The organism is Microbacterium sp. CBA3102 (assembly GCF_007954505.1).
Taxonomy (GTDB): Bacteria; Actinomycetota; Actinomycetes; order Actinomycetales; family Microbacteriaceae; genus Microbacterium; species Microbacterium aurugineum.
This window is the reverse complement of sequence record NZ_CP042412.1, coordinates 852743-873186: the sequence shown is the minus strand read 5'-3', so window position 1 is coordinate 873186 and position 20444 is coordinate 852743. Positions and strand designations below refer to the sequence as shown.

Genomic DNA, 20444 nt, shown 5'->3' with positions numbered 1-20444 from the left:
GTCGCGTGACACAGCGCCCCACGACCGCCGAGCGCCTCGACCTCGCGCCGCATCCCGAGGGCGGATGGTTCCGCCGCACGTGGACGAGTCCGCTTCCGGTCGAGACCCCGAACGGCCCGCGACCCGCGGCGACGTGCATCCACTACCTGCTGCGGCCCTCCGAGCGCAGCGAATGGCACGTCGTGACCAGCGACGAGCTGTGGCTGTGGCACGGTCCCGGCCGACTCGAGCTCCGTCTCGGCGGAGATGCGGCAGAGCCGGGCGAAGCCACCGCGATCGTGCTCGGTCCCGACGATGCGGCCCAGGTACTGGTGCCCGCCGGCGTCTGGCAGGCAGCGCGTCCCCTGGATGCCGAGGAAGTCCTCGTCTCGTGTTTCGTGTCCCCAGGTTTCGATTTCGCGGATTGGCGACTCGCCGCATCGCCTACTCTGTAAGGGCAGACCCGTCCTGCCTCGCAGCTTCCTCCTCACCCTTCCTCGCACTGGAGTCATCGTGCCCTTCGCTCCCTCCCTCCGCCGTGCCGCAGCCGCCGCTGCTGCCACCGTCCTCGCCGTCACTCTCGCCGCCTGTGCCTCTCCGTCCGCCGACACCGGCGACGACGGTGACGACTCCGGTCTGCAGACCGTGACGGCGGGCAAGCTCACGATCGCCACCGGGGAGCCGAACTACGAGCCGTGGTTCGTCGACGACGACCCCTCCAACGGTGAGGGCTTCGAGGGCGCGGTGGCCAACGCCGTGGCCGAGCAGCTCGGCTTCGCGGCCGACGACATCGTCTGGGTCCGCACGACCTTCGACGGTGCCATCGCTCCGGGTCCGAAGGACTGGGACATCAACCTCCAGCAGTTCTCCATCACAGACGACCGCAAGAAGGCCGTGGACTTCTCCTCGCCGTACTACACGACCACGCAGGCGGTCGTCGCGGTCGGCGGTTCGCCCGCGGCCTCCGCGACGACCATCGACGAGCTCAAGGCCACGACGGTCGGCGTCGCGAGCGGCACCACCAGCTACACGGTGGCCAAGGAGCAGCTCGGCGAGGCGAACCTCAGCGTCTTCAACTCGGTCGACGACGTCGTGCTCGCGCTGAAGGGCGGCCAGATCGACGCGATGATCACCGACCTCCCCGGCGCCTTCTACGTCGTGGGCGCTCAGCTCGACGACGGTGTCGTCACCGGCCAGTTCGCCGACGCGAACGGCGGCGACGACTTCGGCATCGTGTTGCCCAAGGGATCCGCCCTCACGGCGGATGTCACCGAAGCGGTCGACGCCCTGCGCGCGAACGGCACGCTCGACGAGCTGCAGCAGAAGTGGCTCAGCGACGCCGTCGACGTCCCCGTCCTGAAATGACCTCGACCTCCGTCGACGCGGAGTGGCAGCCGAGCGAACTCGAGCTGTCACGCCGCGTTCTGCGGCGACGGGCGACCACGCGTTCCGTCCTGATCGCGCTCCTCAGCAGCATCGTCCTCGTGACGGTGCTGCTCCTCGTCGTGGTCAACACCCCCGGCTGGGCGGTCGTCAGTCAGACGTTCTTCGACCCGCAGGTCGCACTGGAGAGCATCGGGCCGATCTTCCAGGGCCTGCTCGTCAACCTCCTGGTGCTCGCGATCGCGGTGGTCTGCGTCGCGATCTTCGGCACCCTCCTGGCGACGATGCGCTCGTTGCGCGGACCGGTGTTCTTCCCGCTGCGCGCGCTCGCCGCCGCGTACACCGACTTCTTCCGCGGCATCCCGCTGCTGATCGTGCTGTACCTGGTCGGCTTCGGCATCCCGGCACTGATGATCTTCCCGCGCATGCCCGCGATGTTCTGGGGCACGATCGCCCTGGTCCTCACCTACTCGGCGTATGTCGCGGAGGTGCTCCGCGCAGGGATGGAGGCGGTGCACCCCTCGCAGCGCATCGCCGCGCGATCGCTCGGGCTGACGCACGGGCAGACCCTCCGCATCGTCGTGATCCCGCAGGGCGTCCGCAAGGTGGTCCCGGCGCTGATGAACGACTTCGTGTCGATGCAGAAGGACGTGGGTCTGATCTCGGTCCTCGGTGCCGTCGACGCCGTCCGCGCCGCCCAGCTGATGGTCGCCGAGACCTACAACTACACGCCCTACCTCGTCGCAGGGCTCATGTTCATCATCCTCAGTTGGCCCATGATCCGCCTGACCGACATCGTGACCGCTCGGATGAACAAGCGCGAGCAGGCCGGAGGAGTCGTATGAGTGTCCCGGTGATCGAGGCCAGGGGCGTGCGCAAGCGCTTCGGCGATCATGACGTGCTGCGCGGCATCGACCTGTCGGTGGGCACCCACGAGGTGGTCGTGCTGATCGGCGCATCCGGCTCCGGCAAGTCCACCCTGCTCAAGACGATGAACCTCATCGAGAACATCGACGACGGGCAGATCTTCCTCGTCGGTGAGGACATCACCGACCCGCGCGTGGACGCCGACGGGGTGCGGGCGCGGATCGGTGTCGTCTTCCAGCACTTCAACCTCTTCCCGCACTTGACCGTGCTCGACAACGTCACGCTCGCCGCCGTCCGGGTGCACGGCATGCGCAAGGCGGAAGCCCGCGCCAAGGCGCGCGCGCTCCTGGAGACGCTCGGACTCGGTGCCAAGGCCGACGAATACCCCGACCGGCTCTCCGGTGGCCAGCAGCAGCGGGTGGCGATCGTGCGCGCGGTGCTCACGCAGCCCGAGGTGCTGTTGCTCGACGAGATCACGAGTGCGCTCGACCCGCAGCTGGTGGGTGAGGTGCTCGACCTGGTGCGGGAGCTGAAGCGTCAGGGGGCGACGATCGTGATGGCGACGCACGAGATGTCGTTCGCCCGCGAGGTCGCCGACCGCATCGTGTTCCTCGAGCACGGCGTCGTCGTCGAGCAGGGGCCGCCGTCGCAGGTGTTCGACGCCCCGCAGGAGGCCGCGACTGCGGAGTTCCTCGCTCGCGTGCGGCACTGACCGCGGTCCGATCCTCCGCGTCAGGCGAGCTCTTCCTCTTCCTCCGGCCGCCGCGGGCTCGGGTCGGGCGGCAGGATCTCGATCGGGTGGGCGGCGCGGCGCTGCGCTCGCCACCAGATCACGAACCCGATGGCGGTGAAGACTCCGTAGAAGACGTACATGAAGCCGGTCGCGTAGTAGCCGGAGCTGAACAGCAGCGGCACCCCGACCACGTCGACGGCGATCCAGATCAGCCAGAACTCGGTCCACCCCTTCGCCATGCCGTAGGTGGCGAGCAGGGAACCGACGAAGGTCCAGGCATCGGCCCAGACCGGCTCCCACGATCCGAGCAGCCGGAACAGCGGGGTCAGGGCGACGGTGCCGATGATCATCACCAGGACCATGCCGATGCGCGCGCTCGTCGGCGCCCAGCGCGGCACCACCCGGCCGCCGTCGAGATTCCGCCAGCGGATCCAGCCGTAGACGGCCACGGCGATGAACATGATCTGCCGTCCGGCCTGACCCAGCAGGTGCGGCAACGAAGGGTCGGGGCTCAGGGCGGAGCCCAGGAAGACCGTGAGCAGGAGCAGGTTGCCGATGATGCCGACCGGCCAGGCCCACACCTTGCGGCGCATGCCGCCGAGGGCGCTCGCGAGGCCGAAGGCGTTGCCCACGACCTCACGCACGAGGAGCGTCTGCCCGCCCGGCAACACCCACTGGGAGGTGAACGCCTCGACGAACCACTGCAGCAGGTTCATAGTCAGGATCCTGCGTCGGGATCGGGGCGGTCGTCGAGGACGAGTTGGAGCATGCTCAGATCGAGCCAGCGCCCGAACTTGGCGCCGACCTGCGGCATCCGCCCTACCTCGACGAAGCCCAGCCGTTCGTGCAGGGCGATGGATGCGGTGTTCCCGCTCTCGATGCCTGCGATCATCACGTGCATCCCCGCAGCGGTGGCGCGTTCGATGAGCGCGGCCATCAGGGTGGTGCCGATGCCGCGGCCGTGCTGACCACCGAGAACGTAGACCGAGTGCTCGACGGTGAGCCGATAGCCGCTGTGCGGTCGCCACTGCGCGTAGGACGCATAGCCCAGCACGCCGGAATCGTCGACGGCGACCAGGACCGGATAGCCGTGGGCCGTGCGGTCGGCGAGCCAGGCGGCGCGGTCGTCGAGGTCCACCGCCTCTTCGTTCCAGATCGCGGTGGTGTGCGCCACGGCGTGGTTGTGGATCGCGGTGATCGTCTCGAGATCGGCGGTCTCGGCATCCCTGATTCGCACGGCTGTCATCGGCGGGCGGTCTCTCTTCTTCTGCGCTTCGGGTGCGCATGCTGCGTCGGCGCTTCGGGGCGCATCGCCGACGCTAGCAGGATGCGAGGACGACGGATGCGTCGCAACCGAACAGTTACGCCCGTCAGCGCGACGGTGTCGTGTCGATCGCATCGCGCACGAGGATCGCGCGGCGCATGTCGACCATGATCGGGTCGAAGAACCGCTCGCGGTAGCGGGTCTCGCTGACGGCGGAGAAGACGAACGGGAGGGCCGCGATCACCGCGAGGATCGTCGCCACCTTGAGGAGGTTGACGGTGAGCGGCAGCGTCGCCCCGAAGAACTCGAGAGGCTGCACCGTCATCGGCTGTGTGGCGCTTCCGGGCCCGAGCCAGAGGCCGACGAGCCCCGCGGGGACGGTGATCGCGCCGATGATGATCAGCAGCGCCGCGAGCAGCCCGGCGAAGAACAGCGCCTGCACCAACTGAGCGACGGTCAGGGCGAGCAGGATGTTGATGCGTTGCGGTGCGCGCAGCCTTCGCGGTGCGCCGGGCGCGACGCGGCGTCCTTCGGCGGGTGTGCCGACGAGCAGGGCGGTGCGCTGCTCATCCGACGGCGCCTGCGCGTCGTCCTCGATCTCGGAGGCGGCGACCCGCAGCACGACGATACCCGCGAGCACCGCGACGACGAGGGTGAGCAGCGCGATCGATCCCCAGGACATCGCGGAGGCCATCTGCCACACCTCGACGGAGAAGAAGGAGAACACGACGAGCATGAGGATCACCGGCAGCGCGATCGAGGCCATGTGACCGATCGCCGATGCGTTGCGCACCGCGAGGCGGGAGGCCCAGGAGATCAAGGCACCACCGCCCATGCCGGTCACCAGGATGCAGAGGCCGAGCACCAGGAGCGTGCGGAGGACGGGTCCGACCGAGGCGTCCGGCTGTGCGCTGTAGCCCCACGCGATCGTGAAGGCGAGGCATCCGGCTATCACGAGGAGGGCGACCGCGGTGCCGATGCCGACCGGAAGCCGACGCAGCAGGGCACGGACGAGGAAGTAGGCGGCCCAGGCGAGACCCGCCGCCAGCACGAAGATGACCAGCGCCAGGAGCAGCATGAACGCGGCCACCTCGGGGTACTCGTCATCGATGGCGAACTCGATCACGAGCTCGATCCCGTCCTGGAAGAGGTACGCAGCCACGGCGACCCAGGCGATCAGCGGCGCCACGCGTCGGGGCAGGTCCGTGAACCAGCGGCGCAGCGGCACGAACGTCGGGAGCCCCTGCTCGCGGAACCAACGGTCGGCACCGCGCGACGCGTCGCCGGGCTTCAGCGTGTGCGGGGAGGCGGACATGGCGTCGAGGATACGGCAACGGCGATGCGGGAGTAGTCACTCGGTCGCGGGGCCACACAGAGGGCCTCGCTAGGAGTACTCACTTTTGCCGCGCTGATACTCAACTCCCCTCACGCCTCAGGGATGCACGGACGCTTATCGGTATCGTCGCGCAGAACTGCTCGCCAACCTGGAGGATGACGATGTCCAAGAAGTCAGTGCGGGACGGACCACGGTGGAGAACTCCCACGACGCTGAAGAGGGATCAACTACCTCGTGGGTTGGCGACGCAGGCGGTCAGGGCCGTGTTGCAGGATCCGGCCGTGGTGGAGGCGCCGGCCTCGGGAGGAACGCCAGAAGTTCGTTGCGGAGAATCGTGACCAGCCGGAACGCATCCGTGAGGAAGCCGTGAAACGGAAGGCGAAACTGCTCACGATCGTCACGGAGAATGCGCCGGCCGCACCGTGATGTTCCAGTCCGCCGAAGAGGATGGCGCGGCAACAGAGAACGAGCCGACGACATCGGTCGGTGTCCACAGGTCTCGGCCGTGGCGCTGATCGCGTCGGTTCTGGTGGCTGGATTCTGGTTCGCGACGCGGTTTCAGTCGCCGGCGCAGCATGAGGCGAACGTAGATGGATAACGGCGATATGCGATGGGAAGATGAATTTCGCCATGGCCAAGAGATTGAATAGATCACTTCTAGGGGGAGTTCGTGAAAGTAAGTTCTATCGAAGGAATGCGGGAGAACTCTCTCTTCATGCGCATGCATAAGGCGTTCCCGGATCACGAGTTGTACGTGAAACTGGAGGGCTTGAACACGGCTGGCTCGATCAAATTGACGACCGCGGTGGCATTGATCGACGATCTGGAGAAGGATGGTCGGTTGCAGCCTGGTGGTGGCGTCGTCGAGTCTTCGTCGGGCAGTCTCGGTGTCGCCCTCGCGGCCGTGTGCGCGCGGCGCGGATACAGCCTCACGATCGTCACGGATCCAAACGCGAACGATGCGACCGTCGCGCACATGAAAGCCTTGGGCGCTCGAGTCGAGGTCGTGAACGAAAGAGACCAGTCCGGCGGCTATCTGGGAACTCGACTCGCGAGAATTCAACAACTTCAGAGTTTGAAGAACGGCCCCGTGTGGACCAACCAGTATTCAAACTCGGCGAATTCGACGGCGCACAGCACGCTGACGTATCCGGCGATCGTGGCAGAACTCGGCGATCCAGATGTCATCTTCGTCGGCGCGGGAACGACCGGAACTCTGATGGGTGTGATTCACGGCGTCGCAGCCCGTGGTGTGCGTACGGAGGTGTATGCAATTGACAGTGCGGGTTCCGTCACCTTCGGTGGGCCGCCTTCGACAAGGCACATTCCTGGTCTGGGGGCGAGCGTAAGGCCCCCGCTATTCGACCGCTCTCTTGTTCCGCACCAGTATTACGTGAGTGAAGAGGACGCAGTACGTGAATGTCGGCGAGTGGCCGCTTCTGAAGGATACCTTCCAGGGGGGTCGACCGGAACAATATTGGCAGGGTTCCGCGCGCTTTCTTCAACAATTCCAACGGGGAGCCGAATCGTCGTCGTGGCACCGGACCTCGGAGAACGTTATCTGAATACCGTGTACAACGACATTTGGGTGAACCAGAAATTCGGACCTGCGGCGCTGGACGTCGATGTTTCGCCGATGGCGAGTTCAGCAATCTATGACTACGAGAAAATCAATGTTTGACACCAAGGATCTGACAGTCATCGGCGCCGATCGTGTCGATGAATTCCTCCGTGGACGTGAGACGGAGATCTTCGACATCGTCGAAGACACCTACCTGACGCACAACCGCGGCGAGACAGTGAACCCCGACAGCTATTTCCTGAGGTTCCCCGAGCAGCCGCAGGACCGCATCATCGCCCTGCCCGCGCACATCGCGAAAGAGGGCTCGCGATCGATCGGCATCAAGTGGATATCGAGCTTCCCTGCCAACGTGGAGCGCGGACTCCAGCGCGCGTCAGCGGTGATCATCCTGAACGATCCGGACTCCGGATTCGCAACCGCACTGATCGAGGGGAGTCGCATCAGCGCCGCGAGGACGGCTGCTTCGGCCGCCCTTGCCGTGAGATCCCTGCACGGAGCGCCGTCCAGCATCGGCGTCGTCGGCTCCGGGCCGATCGCTCGTGCGATCCTCAGATTCATCGGCGCTCTCTATCCGACCGCTGTGCCGGTGCGCGTCCACGACCTGAATCCGGACTCCGTCGCGCGGATGATCGCGGAATCCGGAGGTGATCACGCAGCAGGAACCCTGGACGAGGTCATGGCGGCCGACGTGCTCGTGTTCGCCACGAGCGCCGGAACGCCCTATGTCTCGAACACGAAGCGCTTCGAGCCGGGTCAGCTTGTGCTGAACGTGTCGCTTCGCGATCTCGCCCCCGAGACGCTTCGCGACACCAACAACATCTTCGACGATGTGGAGCACTGCCTGAAGGCGAACACTACGCCGCACCTGCTCGAACAGCTCGACGCGACTCGCGATTTCGTCACAGGGACTCTCGCGCAGGTCATCGAGGGCGATGTCGAACTGGACCCGACGCGGGCGACCGTCTTCTCGCCCTTCGGGCTCGGTGTACTCGATCTGGCCATATCGCACGCGCTTTTCGAGCAGGCGAAGATCGACTGCTCAGGCGTTCGGGTCACGGACTTCCACGGCGAGATGGGGCGATGACCACCATGAACTTGACAGAGAGTCTGCAGTGGAACGGTCTTCAGCTGATCACTCACGGGGCTGCGTTGGTCAGTCCGGCGAGGGACTGGGATCTGGGCCTCACCCTCTACGCCTATCTCGAAGACTGGGCTGAAAGGCAACCGGAGCGCATAGCGGCCGTCGACGTCGAAGGCGAGCAGATCAGTTATCGCGAGATGCTCCTGAGAGTCCGACGTCGCGCGGCCCACCTCCGCGAGGTCGCCGCTGCTCAGCGCTTCGTTCTCTCGCGCCGGGGCAGAAGCGTCGAGTGCCTCATCGACATCGTGGCTTGCAACGCCATCGGTGCCATCTACGTTCCCGTGGACCCGGCCTGGCCTGCGTACCGGCTCGAGCACGTCACGCGGACGACGGATCCCGCGATCATCCTTGCCGACGACGCTGAGGCTGACGTTACATACGATCCCGCCACTCATGGCGAGCTCATTCGCCGGGTCTCGGATCCTGCGAATGCGCCCGCCTACTGTCTCTTCACGTCGGGGAGCACGGGGCAGCCGAAGGGCGCGCTCGTAGCCCAGATGGGCATGCTGAATCACCTGCACAGCAAGGTCGAGTTGCTTGATCTCGACCGGGATTCCGTGGTCGCAGAGACGGCTCCGACGACGTTCGATGTGTCCGTGTGGCAGTTCGCTGTGGCGTTGCTGGTCGGCGGAGCTGTTCGGGTCGTCCACGATGATGAAGCTCAGGACCCGTTCGGACTGTCGGATCTTCTCACCCGAGAGCGCATCACGCATGTCGAGGTCGTCCCTACTGTGCTCCGTGAACTCATCCACGCGATACCGACGGCTGCGAAGCTGTCGGCGCTTGCCTGCATGATGGTGACAGGGGAAGAGCTCCCCCTCCGACTCGCGCAGGACTGGGGCGCGAGATTCGAGCACATCCCACTCGTGAATGCCTATGGTCCGACCGAGTGCTCCGATGATGTCACTCATGCGGAGATCAGTGAGAAGACACTCGCACCGGGCACGGTTCCGATCGGCGCGCCCATCGCGAACACTGCGCTCTACGTGCTGCGGCACTCGGAGGATTCCTGGCATTCCGTCTCGCCGGGCGAGCAAGGCGAACTCTTCGTCGCCGGCCCGTGCGTCGGACTCGGCTACGTCGGTGAGGACGAGAAGACCGCCGGAGCTTTCGCGACCGTCGACGGTTACCCCTTCCGCATCTATCGCACAGGCGACCTCGTTCGGGTCCGCGCGGACGGTCTGCTCGTGTACGAGGGCCGTAGCGATCGTCAGGTCAAGATCAACGGGGTTCGCATCGAACCCGGAGAGATCGAGAACAGGATCCTCCGAGAGACCGCCGGGCTGAGCGCGGTCTCGGTGGTGAAGTACATACCTGCGGTTCGCGAACGAAGCGCCATCGTGATCCGCGAGACGAACGAGTCTTTCCTGCGTCCAGGGGACGCGCGTCTCGTGGCCTTCTTCTCGGTGGCCGACGGCAGTCCCGTCACGTCGGAGGCACTGGAGATGCGGGCGAGGGATGTGCTGCCCGCTCCGATGCGACCATCGCGGTGGCTTCAGGTCGACGAACTCCCGCTCACGGCGAACGGGAAGGTCGACATCAATCGGCTCGAATCGCTCGCTGTTGAGCTCGGTGGTGGTGACGAGGTGCTCGGACGCACGGCGCTCATCGATCGTCATCGACCTGACGGGGAGCCGGCGAGAACGTCGTTCCTCTCGCTGGTCGAGAGCGTTCTCGGGCACGGGGTCGACTCGACGTCCAGCTTCGTCGAGGCCGGTGGTGACTCGCTTCGCGCGATCCAGCTGTCCAGTCGTCTCCGGGCACAGGGGAAGAGCGCGCGCGTCGCAGATCTCCTCTCGGGCCGCCCGTTGGAGGAGCTCGAACGGGATGTCGCCTCGAAGCGTGACGACCCCGTCGCAGACTCCACGATCGAATCGCGGGTGATGAGCGGAAGCACGGACGATCGGCTCCCGGCCACCTGCCCGATGAAGCTGGCTCAGATGGGCATCTACTTCCAATGGCTGCTTGAGCCGGAAAGTGCGTACTACAACTATCAGGTACTTCTCGAGAGCCGAGGAGGTCTCGACGCTCCGAAGACTCGTCAGGCGCTCTTCTCCGCCCTTCACGCCAACCCTCAGTTGTTCGCGCGGTTCGAAGTCGCAGAGTCCGGTGAGTTCATCCAGGTCTTCCCCTCCGCGGGCGACATCCCGCAGACGGCCGATGTCGAGTACGTCTCGTCGCGCGCGGATGCGCGTGCGAGGTCCAAGGATCTCGCCGCTCAGCCGTTCGACCTCGAAAACGAACCGTCATTGCGCGTGCATGAGCTGCGAGTGGAGACCGGTGAGACCTGGTTCGTCGTGACGATGAACGAGATCCTCATCGACGGCTGGGGCACGATGAAACTCGCCGAGTTCATCTCGGAACTGTATGACGCAGACGGCGCTGACACGGCGGCCGAGTTGGCGCGCGCCAACCTCTCTGCCGTGGCCCGGTACTTCAACCGCCCCGTGGTCGATGTGGAGATGTCCGAGGAGTCTCGTGCCTTTTGGTCGAAGAGCCTGAGCGGCATCTCTCTGCAGCCGCTCCTCAGCGACATCGACGATGCGTCTCACGACGCCTACTCCTCGTCGATCGTGGAGGCATCGCTCGGTCATGACACCACCGTGGCCATCAGAACGAACGCGAGCGCACTCTCCACCACCCCGTTCGCCGTCTTCGTTCTTGCGTACTCTCTCGCGTTGGCGACAGTCACCGAAAGTGACGACTTCGTGGTCGGGGCGCCCGTGTCCCGCCGAGAGCTGCACACCCTCGTGGATGTCCCGACGCTAACGCTGAACATGGTCGCGATGCGAATCCTCATCGATCGTGGTCGCCCGTGCGACGAGCTGGCGCGAGATCTGTCCTCTTCGGTGACGCGCGCCGTCTCGTTCAGCGACAGTCCGTTCAGCTCGGTCGTGTCGGAGTATGCCGAACGCACCAACGGGGACCCTCTCTTCAGCACGATGGTGAACATGCTGACCTACCCCACGTCCGAGTCGTGGAAGGGCACTGAGAGCATTCGGTTCATCGAGCTCGACACGGGCTTCACGAAGTATGACGGTTCGCTCTACGTCCAGCAACACGGCGAGGACTACACGATTCAGCTGGCCTTCAAGCAGGCGAATGTCTCGCAACAGAGGGCGCGACAGATCCTTGCGCTGACCGCCTGGTATCTACGATCGGATCTGCGTTCGTCCTCGGTCCGCGTGGATGAACTCATTCGGCGGGCCATGCACGATCTCGACCTCTCCGGCATACGCGCTGTGGAGTCGGTCGACACCCGAGAGAAGGTGGGATGATGGCCCCGCTGATGGAGATGCCGACTGCTCCGCTGCGGACCGGCACGGTCCGGTCGGATGCTGTTTGCGTGGAAGCGGCCGACGGGGCATCGCAGACCTATGGCGAGTTCTTCGGCAATGTCGAGAAGTGGCGCCGATGGATCGAGCGGACGGTGACGAGGGATCAGGTGCTCGCTGCTCAGCTCGACCTCTCACCGATCTCGATGGCCCTGATGGTCGCATCGCTGACGGTTCATTCCCGCACCGCCTGGATACCTCCCGGGGAGGCCGCGTCCCGAGAGCAGCGAATGATCGAACAGCTCGGCGATTCGGTGTACCTCTTGGACGACGCGTCAGCCGCACGCATTCTGGACGAAGCGGAGTCTCCGCGACTCACCGAGATTCGTCTCGATGCTTTCGGCCCTGAGCGGTGGGCCACAACGACGAAGTTCATCTACTTCACGTCCGGCTCGGAGGGACGCCCGAAGGCGGTTCAGGTCGGAATCGGCGCGATCGCGAACCGGCTGCAGTGGATGTGGACGGAGTTCCCCTTCGCACCCACGGACCGCGTGGTCGTGCAGAAGCCCCTCTCCTTCGTCGCGTCGTACTGGGAGATTCTGGGTTCCGTTCTGGGTGGTGTCGTCGCGGTCCTGATCTCGAGCGCGGAACGAGGGCGGCCGGATCTCTTCTTCGACGTCGTATCGTCCGCGGACGCTACACACCTCTTCGCGACCCCCGTGGCCCTGCGCGGCCTGGTCGAAGCCGCAGAAGAGCACGGATCTGCTCTTCCTGCGCTGAAGCTGGTGTGCAGTAGCGCGGATCGGTTCCCGACGAGCCTCGGCCGCGACCTCGCGGTGACCGCTCCGAATGCACGGATCCTCAACCTCTATGGGGCGACCGAGACGACGGCGAACACCAGCGCCTATGAACTCTCATCGACGGACCTCTCCGCGGCATCGGTTTCACTCGGATCTCCGATCCCTCACACCCGAATAGTCATCCGCGATTCGTCCGGTGTCGAGTGCGACGAAGGCGTGGAGGGATCCGTCGCAGTGCAGGGGCTGCCGCTTGCGGACGGGTACCTCATCCGGGGGGTTCTGTCCGACGGTGACGCGTTCTCAGGAACGGGAGAGTTACGGGAATTCCGATCAGGTGACCTCGGATATATGCAGGATGGCAAGCTCTTCCTCACTGGTCGTGCCGACAACGCGGTCAACGTCTCAGGGTTCAAAGTGCATCTGGAGGAGATCGAAGCAGCGGCCATGCAACTCAGTGGCCGGACGGGCCAGTGTGCTGCGGTGTACATCGAAGACTCCGGAGCGAGCGTTCTCGCGCTCGTGGTGCCCGAGGACTGGCGGGGTCGAGTATCGCGCACAGCGCTCGCGCGTTCGCTGCCGCCGCACATGGTGCCACGACTGCTCGTTCCCGTCGAGACGCTTCCCACTGTCCGCACGGGAAAGGTGGATCGTGCGGAGTGCGCCGCGCTGGTGAAAGAGGCGATGCGGGACAGTCGGAACTCGGGGTACTCCGAGGGCGGCTCGGTCGAGCGGGACACCCTAGCTCGTCTGTGGACGAGTTCGCTCGGCCAGGATTCGACTGCCGTGGGAGATGACTATTTTCACGACGGTGGTGACTCTCTGCGCGCAGTAGGTCTTCTGGCTGCGGTGCGGCGACAGTTCGGAGTGCGGGTGCCCCTGCGCGGGTTCTACGCCGATCCGTCGATGACGTTCGTGCTCAGCGTTATTCGGGACTCGGATCCGAAAGGACTCAGTCGATGAAAAACTCCTCATGGCAGCAGGTGAGTCACGCCGATGATTCGCGCGCAACAGTCCTCTTGTTCCCGCCGACCGGGGCGGGAGCCCCTGCGTTTCGATCGGCGCGGGCGCTTCAGGGCGTGTACGACTCATGGGCGTACTGTCCGCCAGGGCGCGGTACGCGCTTCGGTGAACCGGGTTTCACAGAGATGGAGAAGTTCGTCGAGGAGACCATCGCCACGATCGATCTCGACGACTCGACTCTGATTGTCGCGGGAGTGAGCTTCGGTGCGGCTCTGGGCTTCACGGTGTGCGCTGCTCTGGAGGGGCGCGACGTGCGGGTCGATCGACTCGTCGCCATCTGCGGTGTCGCTCCGGGCAACTACGTCCGTGCCCATACGGGGTGGGATCTTGATTCTGCCCGCGCACGCATGATCGACTACGGGCTCACCCCGCGTGAGGTTCTCGAGATGGAGGACGCGGACGAGATCTTCGTGCAGCCGACCCTGGACGATCTTCTGCTCGCCGACTCGTACGGCGGCTCCGGTGGCGTGTCTCTGCACGCCGACCTGACGTGCGTGACAGCGTCCGATGATCACCTCGTTCCAGAATCCGAAGCGGCGTCCTGGGAGAAGGCGACGCGATCTACGTTCACGCACCTGCACCTGCCCGGTGGCCACTACGCACACGCGGACTTCGGGACGAAGGAGTGGATCGATGTTCTCTCGTGAGTCGGCGGACAAGAGCCCTCAGTGGGCGGTTCTGGTGGGAGTGATCACTTCGGGCTCGACGGCGTCGAGAAGCTGGTTCGAATCGTTCGCACGAGCATGTCGTGACAAGGGAATGCTGATCTGCGGTGTGGAGTTCGAGGGCGCACTTCGCGCTGGTCGCCCTCCCATCGTTCTCGATCACGTCGTCACCATTCCCGGGCCGTATGCGCGAGAAGTTTCGTCGGAGTCTCTGGGGCACGTCGCTCGAGCTCTCCGACGGGCGCGTGTTGATGACATCGGGCTGGTCACGGCCATTCGGGAGAACTATCAGCTTCTCTCCGCGCAGATCGGTGCCGAGCTCGGTGCTCGGAGCAACAGCGTCGATGTGGTGAAGACGATCCAGGACAAGCCGGCGTGCAGGGAGGCTCTTCGCAGCGCCGGCATTCTCCAGCCTCAGAGCTATCGAGTTGTCGCCCGAGCGAATGGCGGCAACGTCCTCGTCTCGGAGGACGGCGACGACGTGTCGGCGCAGGAGATCCACTCAACCAGCGGCTGGATCCTCAAGCCGGCGACGGGGATGGGCAGCGCTGGAGTTCGGTATCTCAGCTCCACGGCCGAAGTCATCGACGCGCTCGCCGCGTCGGAGGCGGAGGGATACTGCGCGGAGGAGTTCGTGACGGGCGAGGAGTTCTCGGTCGAAGGCATCACCGTGGACGGAGTCGTGCGAGTCTACGGCGTGACGACAAAGGCGAAGAACACAGGATTCGTCGAGATCGGTCACCGGTTCCCGGCTCACCACCCTCAGCTGCCCGGAGATGAGGAGATCTCTCGTCAGCTGCAGCGGTGCGTCGACGTCCTCGCCATCGAATGGGGGCATCTCCATGTCGAGTTCTGGGTGCGTGATGATGGGTGCCTCGTGTGGGGAGAGTTCCATGTGCGCCAAGCGGGCGGTCTCATCGCTCCCGACATGATCGAGGCAGCACGACCCGGCCTGAGTATCTACGATGAGCTCATCGACTCGTTGAGTGGGCGTTCTCTGCCGGCGCTTCCCCAGAAGAAGGCATATGCGGCCGTGGATTTCATCGAGTCCAAGCCTGGTCGCGTGATGATGGCCGGAGTGAATTCATCGTTGCCCCCTGCATCGTCGGTTCACTGGGAGTACGGCGTGGGTGAGTACGCCCCACCCGTCAACGGGCTCCGAGCGAACATCGCCGTGATCTTCGCGGGTGCAGACACCGTGGAGCATGCCGAACAGATTCTGCGATCCGCACGTCAGGCGTGCAGTTTCGCTGTCGATTCCGTGGAGGACATAGCATGACTCGCAGAACGGCGATGGTCGGCATAAACCGCAATGCGACACAGCAGATGCACGCTTCGGGAGCGAGCCCGAGTCATTACTGCGAAGAGCGTGAAATCTGGAACGCGAAGAGTCTGGGGAAGTGGCTTTCCGATATCGGTGTGGTCGAGGCGCGCCCCCTGTGGTACGAGTACCAGCACGAGCCGCTCGAGGTTCCGCCTTCGCTGGTGCGCGATCTTCAACGAGACGGCGTGGTGGGGATCCTCCCCGGGCTCGAATATGCGGTGGAAGGGGCCGCGCAACTCGCTCTTGCGATGGACCTTCCCGGCGCGGGTGTCCAGGCGGCTCGCACGTTAAGGAACAAAGCGCTTCTGCGGGAGACCACGTCATCATACGACTGGGGCTCTGTGGCCTTCAGGCTGGTGTCATCGCCCGAAGAGCTCTCCGACTTCCTCGCCCGTCAGGCGGACAGTGCGATCGTCAAACCGGTCGATCGACAGGGGAGTCTCGGTGTGGCACGAGTGGATCGGCACTCGGATGGGCCGGCGCTCTGGAACGACATTCTCAGTGCATTCGAGAAGGATCAGACAATCACGGGATGGTCAGGACAATCCCGGGCGCTAGTCGAAGAACTCCTCGTCGGCGATGAGTGCAGTGTCGAAGCGCTGGTGAGTGACGGTCGCGTGCAGTGGGTCAACCTCACTGCGAAGCATGTGCTTGACAGTCGTCATCGAGTGGAGATCGGTCACGAGATCGTCGCGGTCGAGGACTGGTGCCTCCCTGTCATGCAGGAACTCGTATCGTCCATCGGCTTCGAGTTCGGGTTGCTGCACGCTGAGTTCATGAGAACCGCTCAGGGACCGCGCTTGATCGAGTGCGCGGGGCGGCCCCCCGGCGATCAGATCCTCAACCTGATCGAGCACGCTTGGGGTTTCTCTCCAACTGCGGCGTGGAGTGCGATCATGTGCGGCGGTTCCTTCGCATTCCCGGATCGAGCGTGGGGAAGGGCTTCCGTCGCATTCATCTATGCGGATGTCGACGGGAAAATCGTCTCGGACGTCGACGCAACGATGCTCTCACCAGAGTACGTCTCGTCGTACACCGGTGCTCGAGGAGACATCGTGCGCCGACCCCGGTCCTCGTGGGACCGCCTCGGATTCGTGGTGAGTGCCGAGGCACTGGGAGCCCGTGGCCTGTACGACGACGCGCGCGAGCGAGCAGATCAGCTTCGACCAAGAGTCGAGAGCGGGATGCGCGATTGAACGATTCCGCGGAGCCCGCCAAGCAGGAGGCCCATCAGGCGCAGGGCGTTCGCGCGCGCCTAATGAGCCTCATCTCGGCCGACCAGATTCTGAGCCAGGGAGCCTACTTCGCTCTGGTCCCCATCCTGCCGCTCCTGCTCACGATGAGGCTAGGCGACGACAATGGTCTTTGGGCGGCGTGGGCCATAGCCGCGCTGACTCTGATGACGCGTGGCGGTTCGCTCTTCGTCTCGCCGGTTCTGCACCGGCTGTCGGTCCGTGCGAGTCTGCGATCTGCGCTCGGCCTGATCGCGATCGCCTACGGTGTCATCGCGATCAGCGAGAGCCCGCTCGTGCTCGTCATGGCGCTGGGCTTGGCGGGACTGGGATTCAGCACCAACGGGACATCGGTTCGCAGCTTCGTGGTGCTGTCCACCGCCGATCGTGCACGACAGAATAGATGGTTCTCTGTCATCCAGGTCGTGGCCAACAGTTGCGCCGCGCTCGGGCCGATCCTCGGGAGCTTTGTCTTCGATGGCGGTCTGTACGTACAGTTCCTCATCGGTCTCAGCGGGGTCTTCATGCTGGCTGCGGTTTTCGTGCCCTTCACAGTGCCGCGGGATGTGCTCCTCAGCCACGGGTCCAACCGGCCACCGCTCACATGGGGAATTGTACGCGAGCTCCTAAGAACGCCGGAGGCGCGTCGAATCACCCTTATCGCCACCTGCGGCAGCGTGCTCATGGGACAGTTCTTCTCGAGCTTCGCGCTGGTCTTTTCTGCTGTCTCAGACGATCCTCTGACGCGGGCACTCTTTTACTCGCTGAACGGTGTGCTGATAGTCGCTATTCAGTTGCCCGTCTCGTTCGTCGTTGAAAAGATGATGAGGAGACGAGTCTCCCTCCTGGCGATCCTGCTCGGAGGCGTGGTGATTCTGGGTGGAGCCATGATCTTCTTCATTTTCGAGAAGGGTGAGTTCGCGGTCCTCCTGATTGGCATCGGCGTCGTGATCTTCTCGGTGGGAGAGACTGTCTTCACACCCGTGCTGAACGTCGTCTTCTCGAACGCCTCCGCCGGGCGTCCCGTTGTCGAATCGATGAACATGAGGCAGCTGACTTCGGCTGTCGGAGAGAGCCTCGGGTCGTGGGCAGGGCTTTCCGTCTTTCTGTTCGTGTCACAGGCGGGTCTCGCTCCTGCCTACTGGCTTCTTCTCACGTCTCTGGCAGGCGTTGCCATCGCAGCGTTCGTGGTGCGGCCCGTGAGCAGGCTCTGATGTCCGGCGAGATGGCTCCCGAGCCGAATCTGCTCGACCGTCTGACGCCCGATGAGGTCATATGCGTCGAGAGTTTCGGGCCCGGGGTGTCTTCTGGCGGGCTCCGTTCCGACGAAACGTCGTTCATCGAAGGAAGTGTCGAGTCCCGGCGACGCGAGTTCGCTGCGGTCCGGTCGTGCGCTCGGGAAGCGCTGGGAGCCCTGGGGGCGCCCGTCGGCTCGATTTTGCCCGGACCCGGAGGCGCGCCTGTGTGGCCGGATGGCGTGGTGGGATCCATGACTCATTGCGCCGGCTTCCGTGCTGCTGCGGTGGCGCCCAGCCGCAGGGTGTACGCGCTGGGGATCGATGCGGAGGTGAATGAACGCCTCCCGGATGGCGTCGCCTCGGAGATCGCTGATCCTTCCGAGTGGGCGCGCCTCGATCGGCTTCCGGACCGGGGAGTGGCGTGGGATCGACTCCTGTTCAGCGCGAAGGAGTCGACGTTCAAGTGCTGGTATCCCGCGACTCATCGGTGGGTGGGCTTCTCTGACATCGTGGTCGACCTCGATGTCTCGGGATCTTTCAAAGCCCGACTCTCGCCGGGTCTGGCGCGTGGCGCAGGCTTTCCCCGCAGCGTCGTTCGTGGCAGGTGGGGACTCCTCGGGACAGTCGTGGCGACCGCCGTCGTCCTATGACGGCGTGCGTCCAGGTCAGATGTGCGCCCGCAGTGAGTGCGTGTAACAAGCCGAGGCTCTTGGCTGCTTCTCACTTGACCAAGTAGAGAGCGGGTGGTCGTCTGAATCATCCCTGGCTTGATGCCGCCACCGTGAGCGCTGCTCCGCTCCGCTCAGACGTGCAGGTCGGCGGGGGACGCCTCGCCCTCGTGGAAGTTCGGAGTCTTGCCGAAGAGCCGGGCGATGCCCAGAACGATCCCGACGATCACCAGCCCGAGCGCGAGGCCGGCGATCGCCGACACGATCGTCTCGACCACCCAGACCACGAAACCGCCGAACGGCTCCAGCGCATGCTCGATCCCGTGCAGCACGTCGACCGGGAAGTGCCAACCCACCTCGCCGAGGTTCACCAGCACGAGGTGACCGCCGACCCAGAGCATCGCGACCGTGCCCAGCACGCTGATGAAGCGGAACACCGCAGGCATGGAGCGGACGATCCTGGTGCCGGTGTGACGCACACGCTGCACCGGGTTCTTCGCCATCTTCAGGCCGATGTCGTCGATCTTCACGAGCAGTGCGACCGCGCCGTAGACGACGCCCGTCATCAGGAGGGCGATCACGGCGAGGATCGCCAGCGTCGCCCAGATGTCGAGCCCCTTCTCGAGGCTCGCGAGAGAGATGAGCATGATCTCGGTCGAGAGGATCAGGTCGGTGCGCACGGCGCCGAGCACCAGCTTCTTCTCGTCGCGGGCGCCCTCATCGGCGTGACCGTGCTGCACCCCGAACCATTCGAGCACCTTCTCGGCGCCCTCGAAGCACAGGTACGCCCCGCCGAGGATCAGCAGATACGGCAGCACCCACGGCGCGAACGCGGTCAGCAGGAGCGCCGCCGGGATGATGATCAGGAACTTGTTCGCCAGCGACCCGAGAGCGATCTTGCCGACGACGGGCAACTCCCTGGCCGGTGTGAGACCTTGCACGTACTGCGGGGTGACCGCGGCGTCGTCGATCACGACGCCGGCCGCCTTGGCCGACGCCTTCATCGCGGCGCTCAGGATGTCGTCGACGACGGCGAGCAGTCCAACGGACATGGGCGGTTCCCCTCGAGAGGTTGCGGTGCGGAGGCAACTCTATCGATACGGAGGACGTGTTCCGTGCGGTGTCGCGGCTCAGCCCTGGGCGTCGGCCTCCGCGCTCGCCAGCACGCGCTGCAGCGGCTGGTAGTGCTCGATGACCGCGCGTCGGTAGCGCTCGACATCGCCCGAGCGTGCGGCCTCGAGCATGTCGCCGTGCGCTTTCGCTGTCTTGTGGATGTCGTCGGGTTGAGGGATGCCCAGCTGCGGGAGCACGGCGGTGTGCACATCCCAGAAAGCACCGACGAGCTGTCCGACCAGGCGGTTGTCGATCGCGCCGAAGAGTCGAGTATGGAACGCACGGTCCTCGTCGAGGAAGTGCTCCCCACGCCCGGCTTTGTCGACCATGTCGGCGACGAGTGCATCCAGTTCGGGATCGGGGTCCTGCTGGGCGGCGGCCACCACGCGTTCGGCCATCGACAGGTCCAGCGCCAGGCGCACCTCCACGACCTCGCGCAGTGCCTGCAGGGATCCCTCCGGCGACAGCACCCCGCGGAACACGAGGGCTTCGACCATCGGATCCAGCGACATCGCGCCGACGTAGGTGCCATGCCCGTGACGCACATCGACGATGTCGAGCGTGGAGAGCGTGCGGATCGCCTCACGCACGGAGGATCGCGAGACGTCGAGCTCGTCACAGAGCTCCGCCTCGGTCGGCAGCGGGTCGCCCGGCGTGAGTCCGCGGGTCAGGATGAGCTGCTTGATCTGATCCGCCGTGGTCGAGCGCCGCATGCGTGACGCCCTACTCGTGGTGGACTTCATGGGGCTCCTTCTCGTGCCTGGCAGAAACGCTCCGATCATCTCACCCTTGTGATCTGATCGAACCTGTGTTTAGAGTACATC

At 64.9% G+C, this 20444-nt stretch carries 18 protein-coding genes; 13 read left to right on the top strand and 5 right to left on the bottom strand.

All coding sequences use genetic code 11. The features are described from left to right. The first annotated feature begins 5 nt into the window (after window positions 1–5). The 4 genes from FGL91_RS04255 to FGL91_RS04240 are packed head-to-tail and all read left to right on the top strand — an operon-like array spanning window position 6 to window position 2941. Complete coding sequence (locus tag FGL91_RS04255; RefSeq protein ID WP_134352520.1) at window positions 6–434, top strand: cupin domain-containing protein; 429 nt, start codon at window positions 6–8, stop codon at window positions 432–434. A gap of 58 nt (window positions 435–492) precedes the next feature. Beyond that, window positions 493–1344: an ABC transporter substrate-binding protein gene (locus FGL91_RS04250; protein WP_153243171.1), complete on the top strand. Its 852-nt coding sequence runs from the start codon at window positions 493–495 to the stop codon at window positions 1342–1344. Then, a complete protein-coding gene (locus FGL91_RS04245) occupies window positions 1341–2207 on the top strand; it encodes an amino acid ABC transporter permease (RefSeq protein WP_047522889.1) in 867 nt (288 codons plus the stop codon). The genes FGL91_RS04250 and FGL91_RS04245 overlap by 4 nt, the downstream gene beginning before the upstream one ends. Continuing rightward, a complete protein-coding gene (locus FGL91_RS04240) occupies window positions 2204–2941 on the top strand; it encodes an amino acid ABC transporter ATP-binding protein (protein WP_047522888.1) in 738 nt (245 codons plus the stop codon). Before FGL91_RS04245 ends, FGL91_RS04240 begins: the two co-directional genes overlap by 4 nt. A 20-nt stretch (window positions 2942–2961) precedes the next feature. Here FGL91_RS04240 and pnuC read toward each other — a convergent pair whose 3' ends face one another. The 3 genes from pnuC to FGL91_RS04225 all read right to left on the bottom strand — a co-directional run bounded on the left by pnuC (window position 2962) and on the right by FGL91_RS04225 (window position 5541). Continuing rightward, window positions 2962–3678 carry a nicotinamide riboside transporter PnuC gene (gene pnuC / locus FGL91_RS04235; RefSeq protein WP_153243170.1) on the bottom strand — a complete coding sequence of 239 codons (717 nt, stop codon included), beginning with the start codon at window positions 3676–3678 and terminating at the stop codon, window positions 2962–2964. A gap of 2 nt (window positions 3679–3680) precedes the next feature. Then, on the bottom strand, window positions 3681–4208 hold the full coding sequence (locus tag FGL91_RS04230) for a GNAT family N-acetyltransferase (protein ID WP_153243169.1): 528 nt from the start codon (window positions 4206–4208) through the stop codon (window positions 3681–3683). A gap of 124 nt (window positions 4209–4332) precedes the next feature. Then, a complete protein-coding gene (locus FGL91_RS04225) occupies window positions 4333–5541 on the bottom strand; it encodes a hypothetical protein (protein ID WP_153243168.1) in 1209 nt (402 codons plus the stop codon). A gap of 715 nt (window positions 5542–6256) precedes the next feature. Between FGL91_RS04225 and sbnA the strand changes: the two genes are divergently transcribed. From sbnA to FGL91_RS04180, 9 genes are all read left to right on the top strand, one after another. Beyond that, the gene (gene sbnA / locus FGL91_RS04220; protein ID WP_227992044.1) at window positions 6257–7243 is read left to right on the top strand and encodes a 2,3-diaminopropionate biosynthesis protein SbnA; all 987 of its coding nucleotides are present in this window, start codon (window positions 6257–6259) and stop codon (window positions 7241–7243) included. Beyond that, window positions 7188–8228 (top strand): 2,3-diaminopropionate biosynthesis protein SbnB, encoded by a 1041-nt coding sequence (sbnB, locus tag FGL91_RS04215; protein ID WP_227991866.1) that lies wholly within the window; start codon window positions 7188–7190, stop codon window positions 8226–8228. Before sbnA ends, sbnB begins: the two co-directional genes overlap by 56 nt. A 5-nt stretch (window positions 8229–8233) precedes the next feature. Further along, entirely contained in the window at window positions 8234–11563 is a 3330-nt protein-coding gene (locus FGL91_RS04210) for an amino acid adenylation domain-containing protein (RefSeq protein ID WP_131493311.1), read from the top strand. Further along, window positions 11560–13320 carry a non-ribosomal peptide synthetase gene (locus tag FGL91_RS04205; RefSeq protein WP_131493266.1) on the top strand — a complete coding sequence of 587 codons (1761 nt, stop codon included), beginning with the start codon at window positions 11560–11562 and terminating at the stop codon, window positions 13318–13320. Before FGL91_RS04210 ends, FGL91_RS04205 begins: the two co-directional genes overlap by 4 nt. Continuing rightward, window positions 13317–14027, top strand: coding sequence for a thioesterase II family protein (locus FGL91_RS04200; protein ID WP_131493268.1), 711 nt, complete (start codon window positions 13317–13319; stop codon window positions 14025–14027). Before FGL91_RS04205 ends, FGL91_RS04200 begins: the two co-directional genes overlap by 4 nt. A 367-nt stretch (window positions 14028–14394) precedes the next feature. Then, on the top strand, window positions 14395–15324 hold the full coding sequence (locus FGL91_RS18850) for an ATP-grasp domain-containing protein (RefSeq protein ID WP_194239308.1): 930 nt from the start codon (window positions 14395–14397) through the stop codon (window positions 15322–15324). Continuing rightward, on the top strand, window positions 15321–16565 hold the full coding sequence (locus FGL91_RS04190; RefSeq protein ID WP_153243167.1) for an ATP-grasp domain-containing protein: 1245 nt from the start codon (window positions 15321–15323) through the stop codon (window positions 16563–16565). Before FGL91_RS18850 ends, FGL91_RS04190 begins: the two co-directional genes overlap by 4 nt. Next, window positions 16562–17815, top strand: coding sequence for an MFS transporter (locus FGL91_RS04185; protein ID WP_227991859.1), 1254 nt, complete (start codon window positions 16562–16564; stop codon window positions 17813–17815). Before FGL91_RS04190 ends, FGL91_RS04185 begins: the two co-directional genes overlap by 4 nt. Then, on the top strand, window positions 17815–18489 hold the full coding sequence (locus FGL91_RS04180) for a 4'-phosphopantetheinyl transferase family protein (protein WP_153243166.1): 675 nt from the start codon (window positions 17815–17817) through the stop codon (window positions 18487–18489). Before FGL91_RS04185 ends, FGL91_RS04180 begins: the two co-directional genes overlap by 1 nt. Window positions 18490–18641: 152 nt before the next feature. Here FGL91_RS04180 and FGL91_RS04175 read toward each other — a convergent pair whose 3' ends face one another. Then, window positions 18642–19559 carry a DUF808 domain-containing protein gene (locus FGL91_RS04175; RefSeq protein WP_131493276.1) on the bottom strand — a complete coding sequence of 306 codons (918 nt, stop codon included), beginning with the start codon at window positions 19557–19559 and terminating at the stop codon, window positions 18642–18644. A 78-nt stretch (window positions 19560–19637) separates the two neighbouring features. Next, window positions 19638–20363: a FadR/GntR family transcriptional regulator gene (locus tag FGL91_RS04170; protein ID WP_227991857.1), complete on the bottom strand. Its 726-nt coding sequence runs from the start codon at window positions 20361–20363 to the stop codon at window positions 19638–19640. Between the last annotated feature and the right edge of the window lie 81 nt (window positions 20364–20444).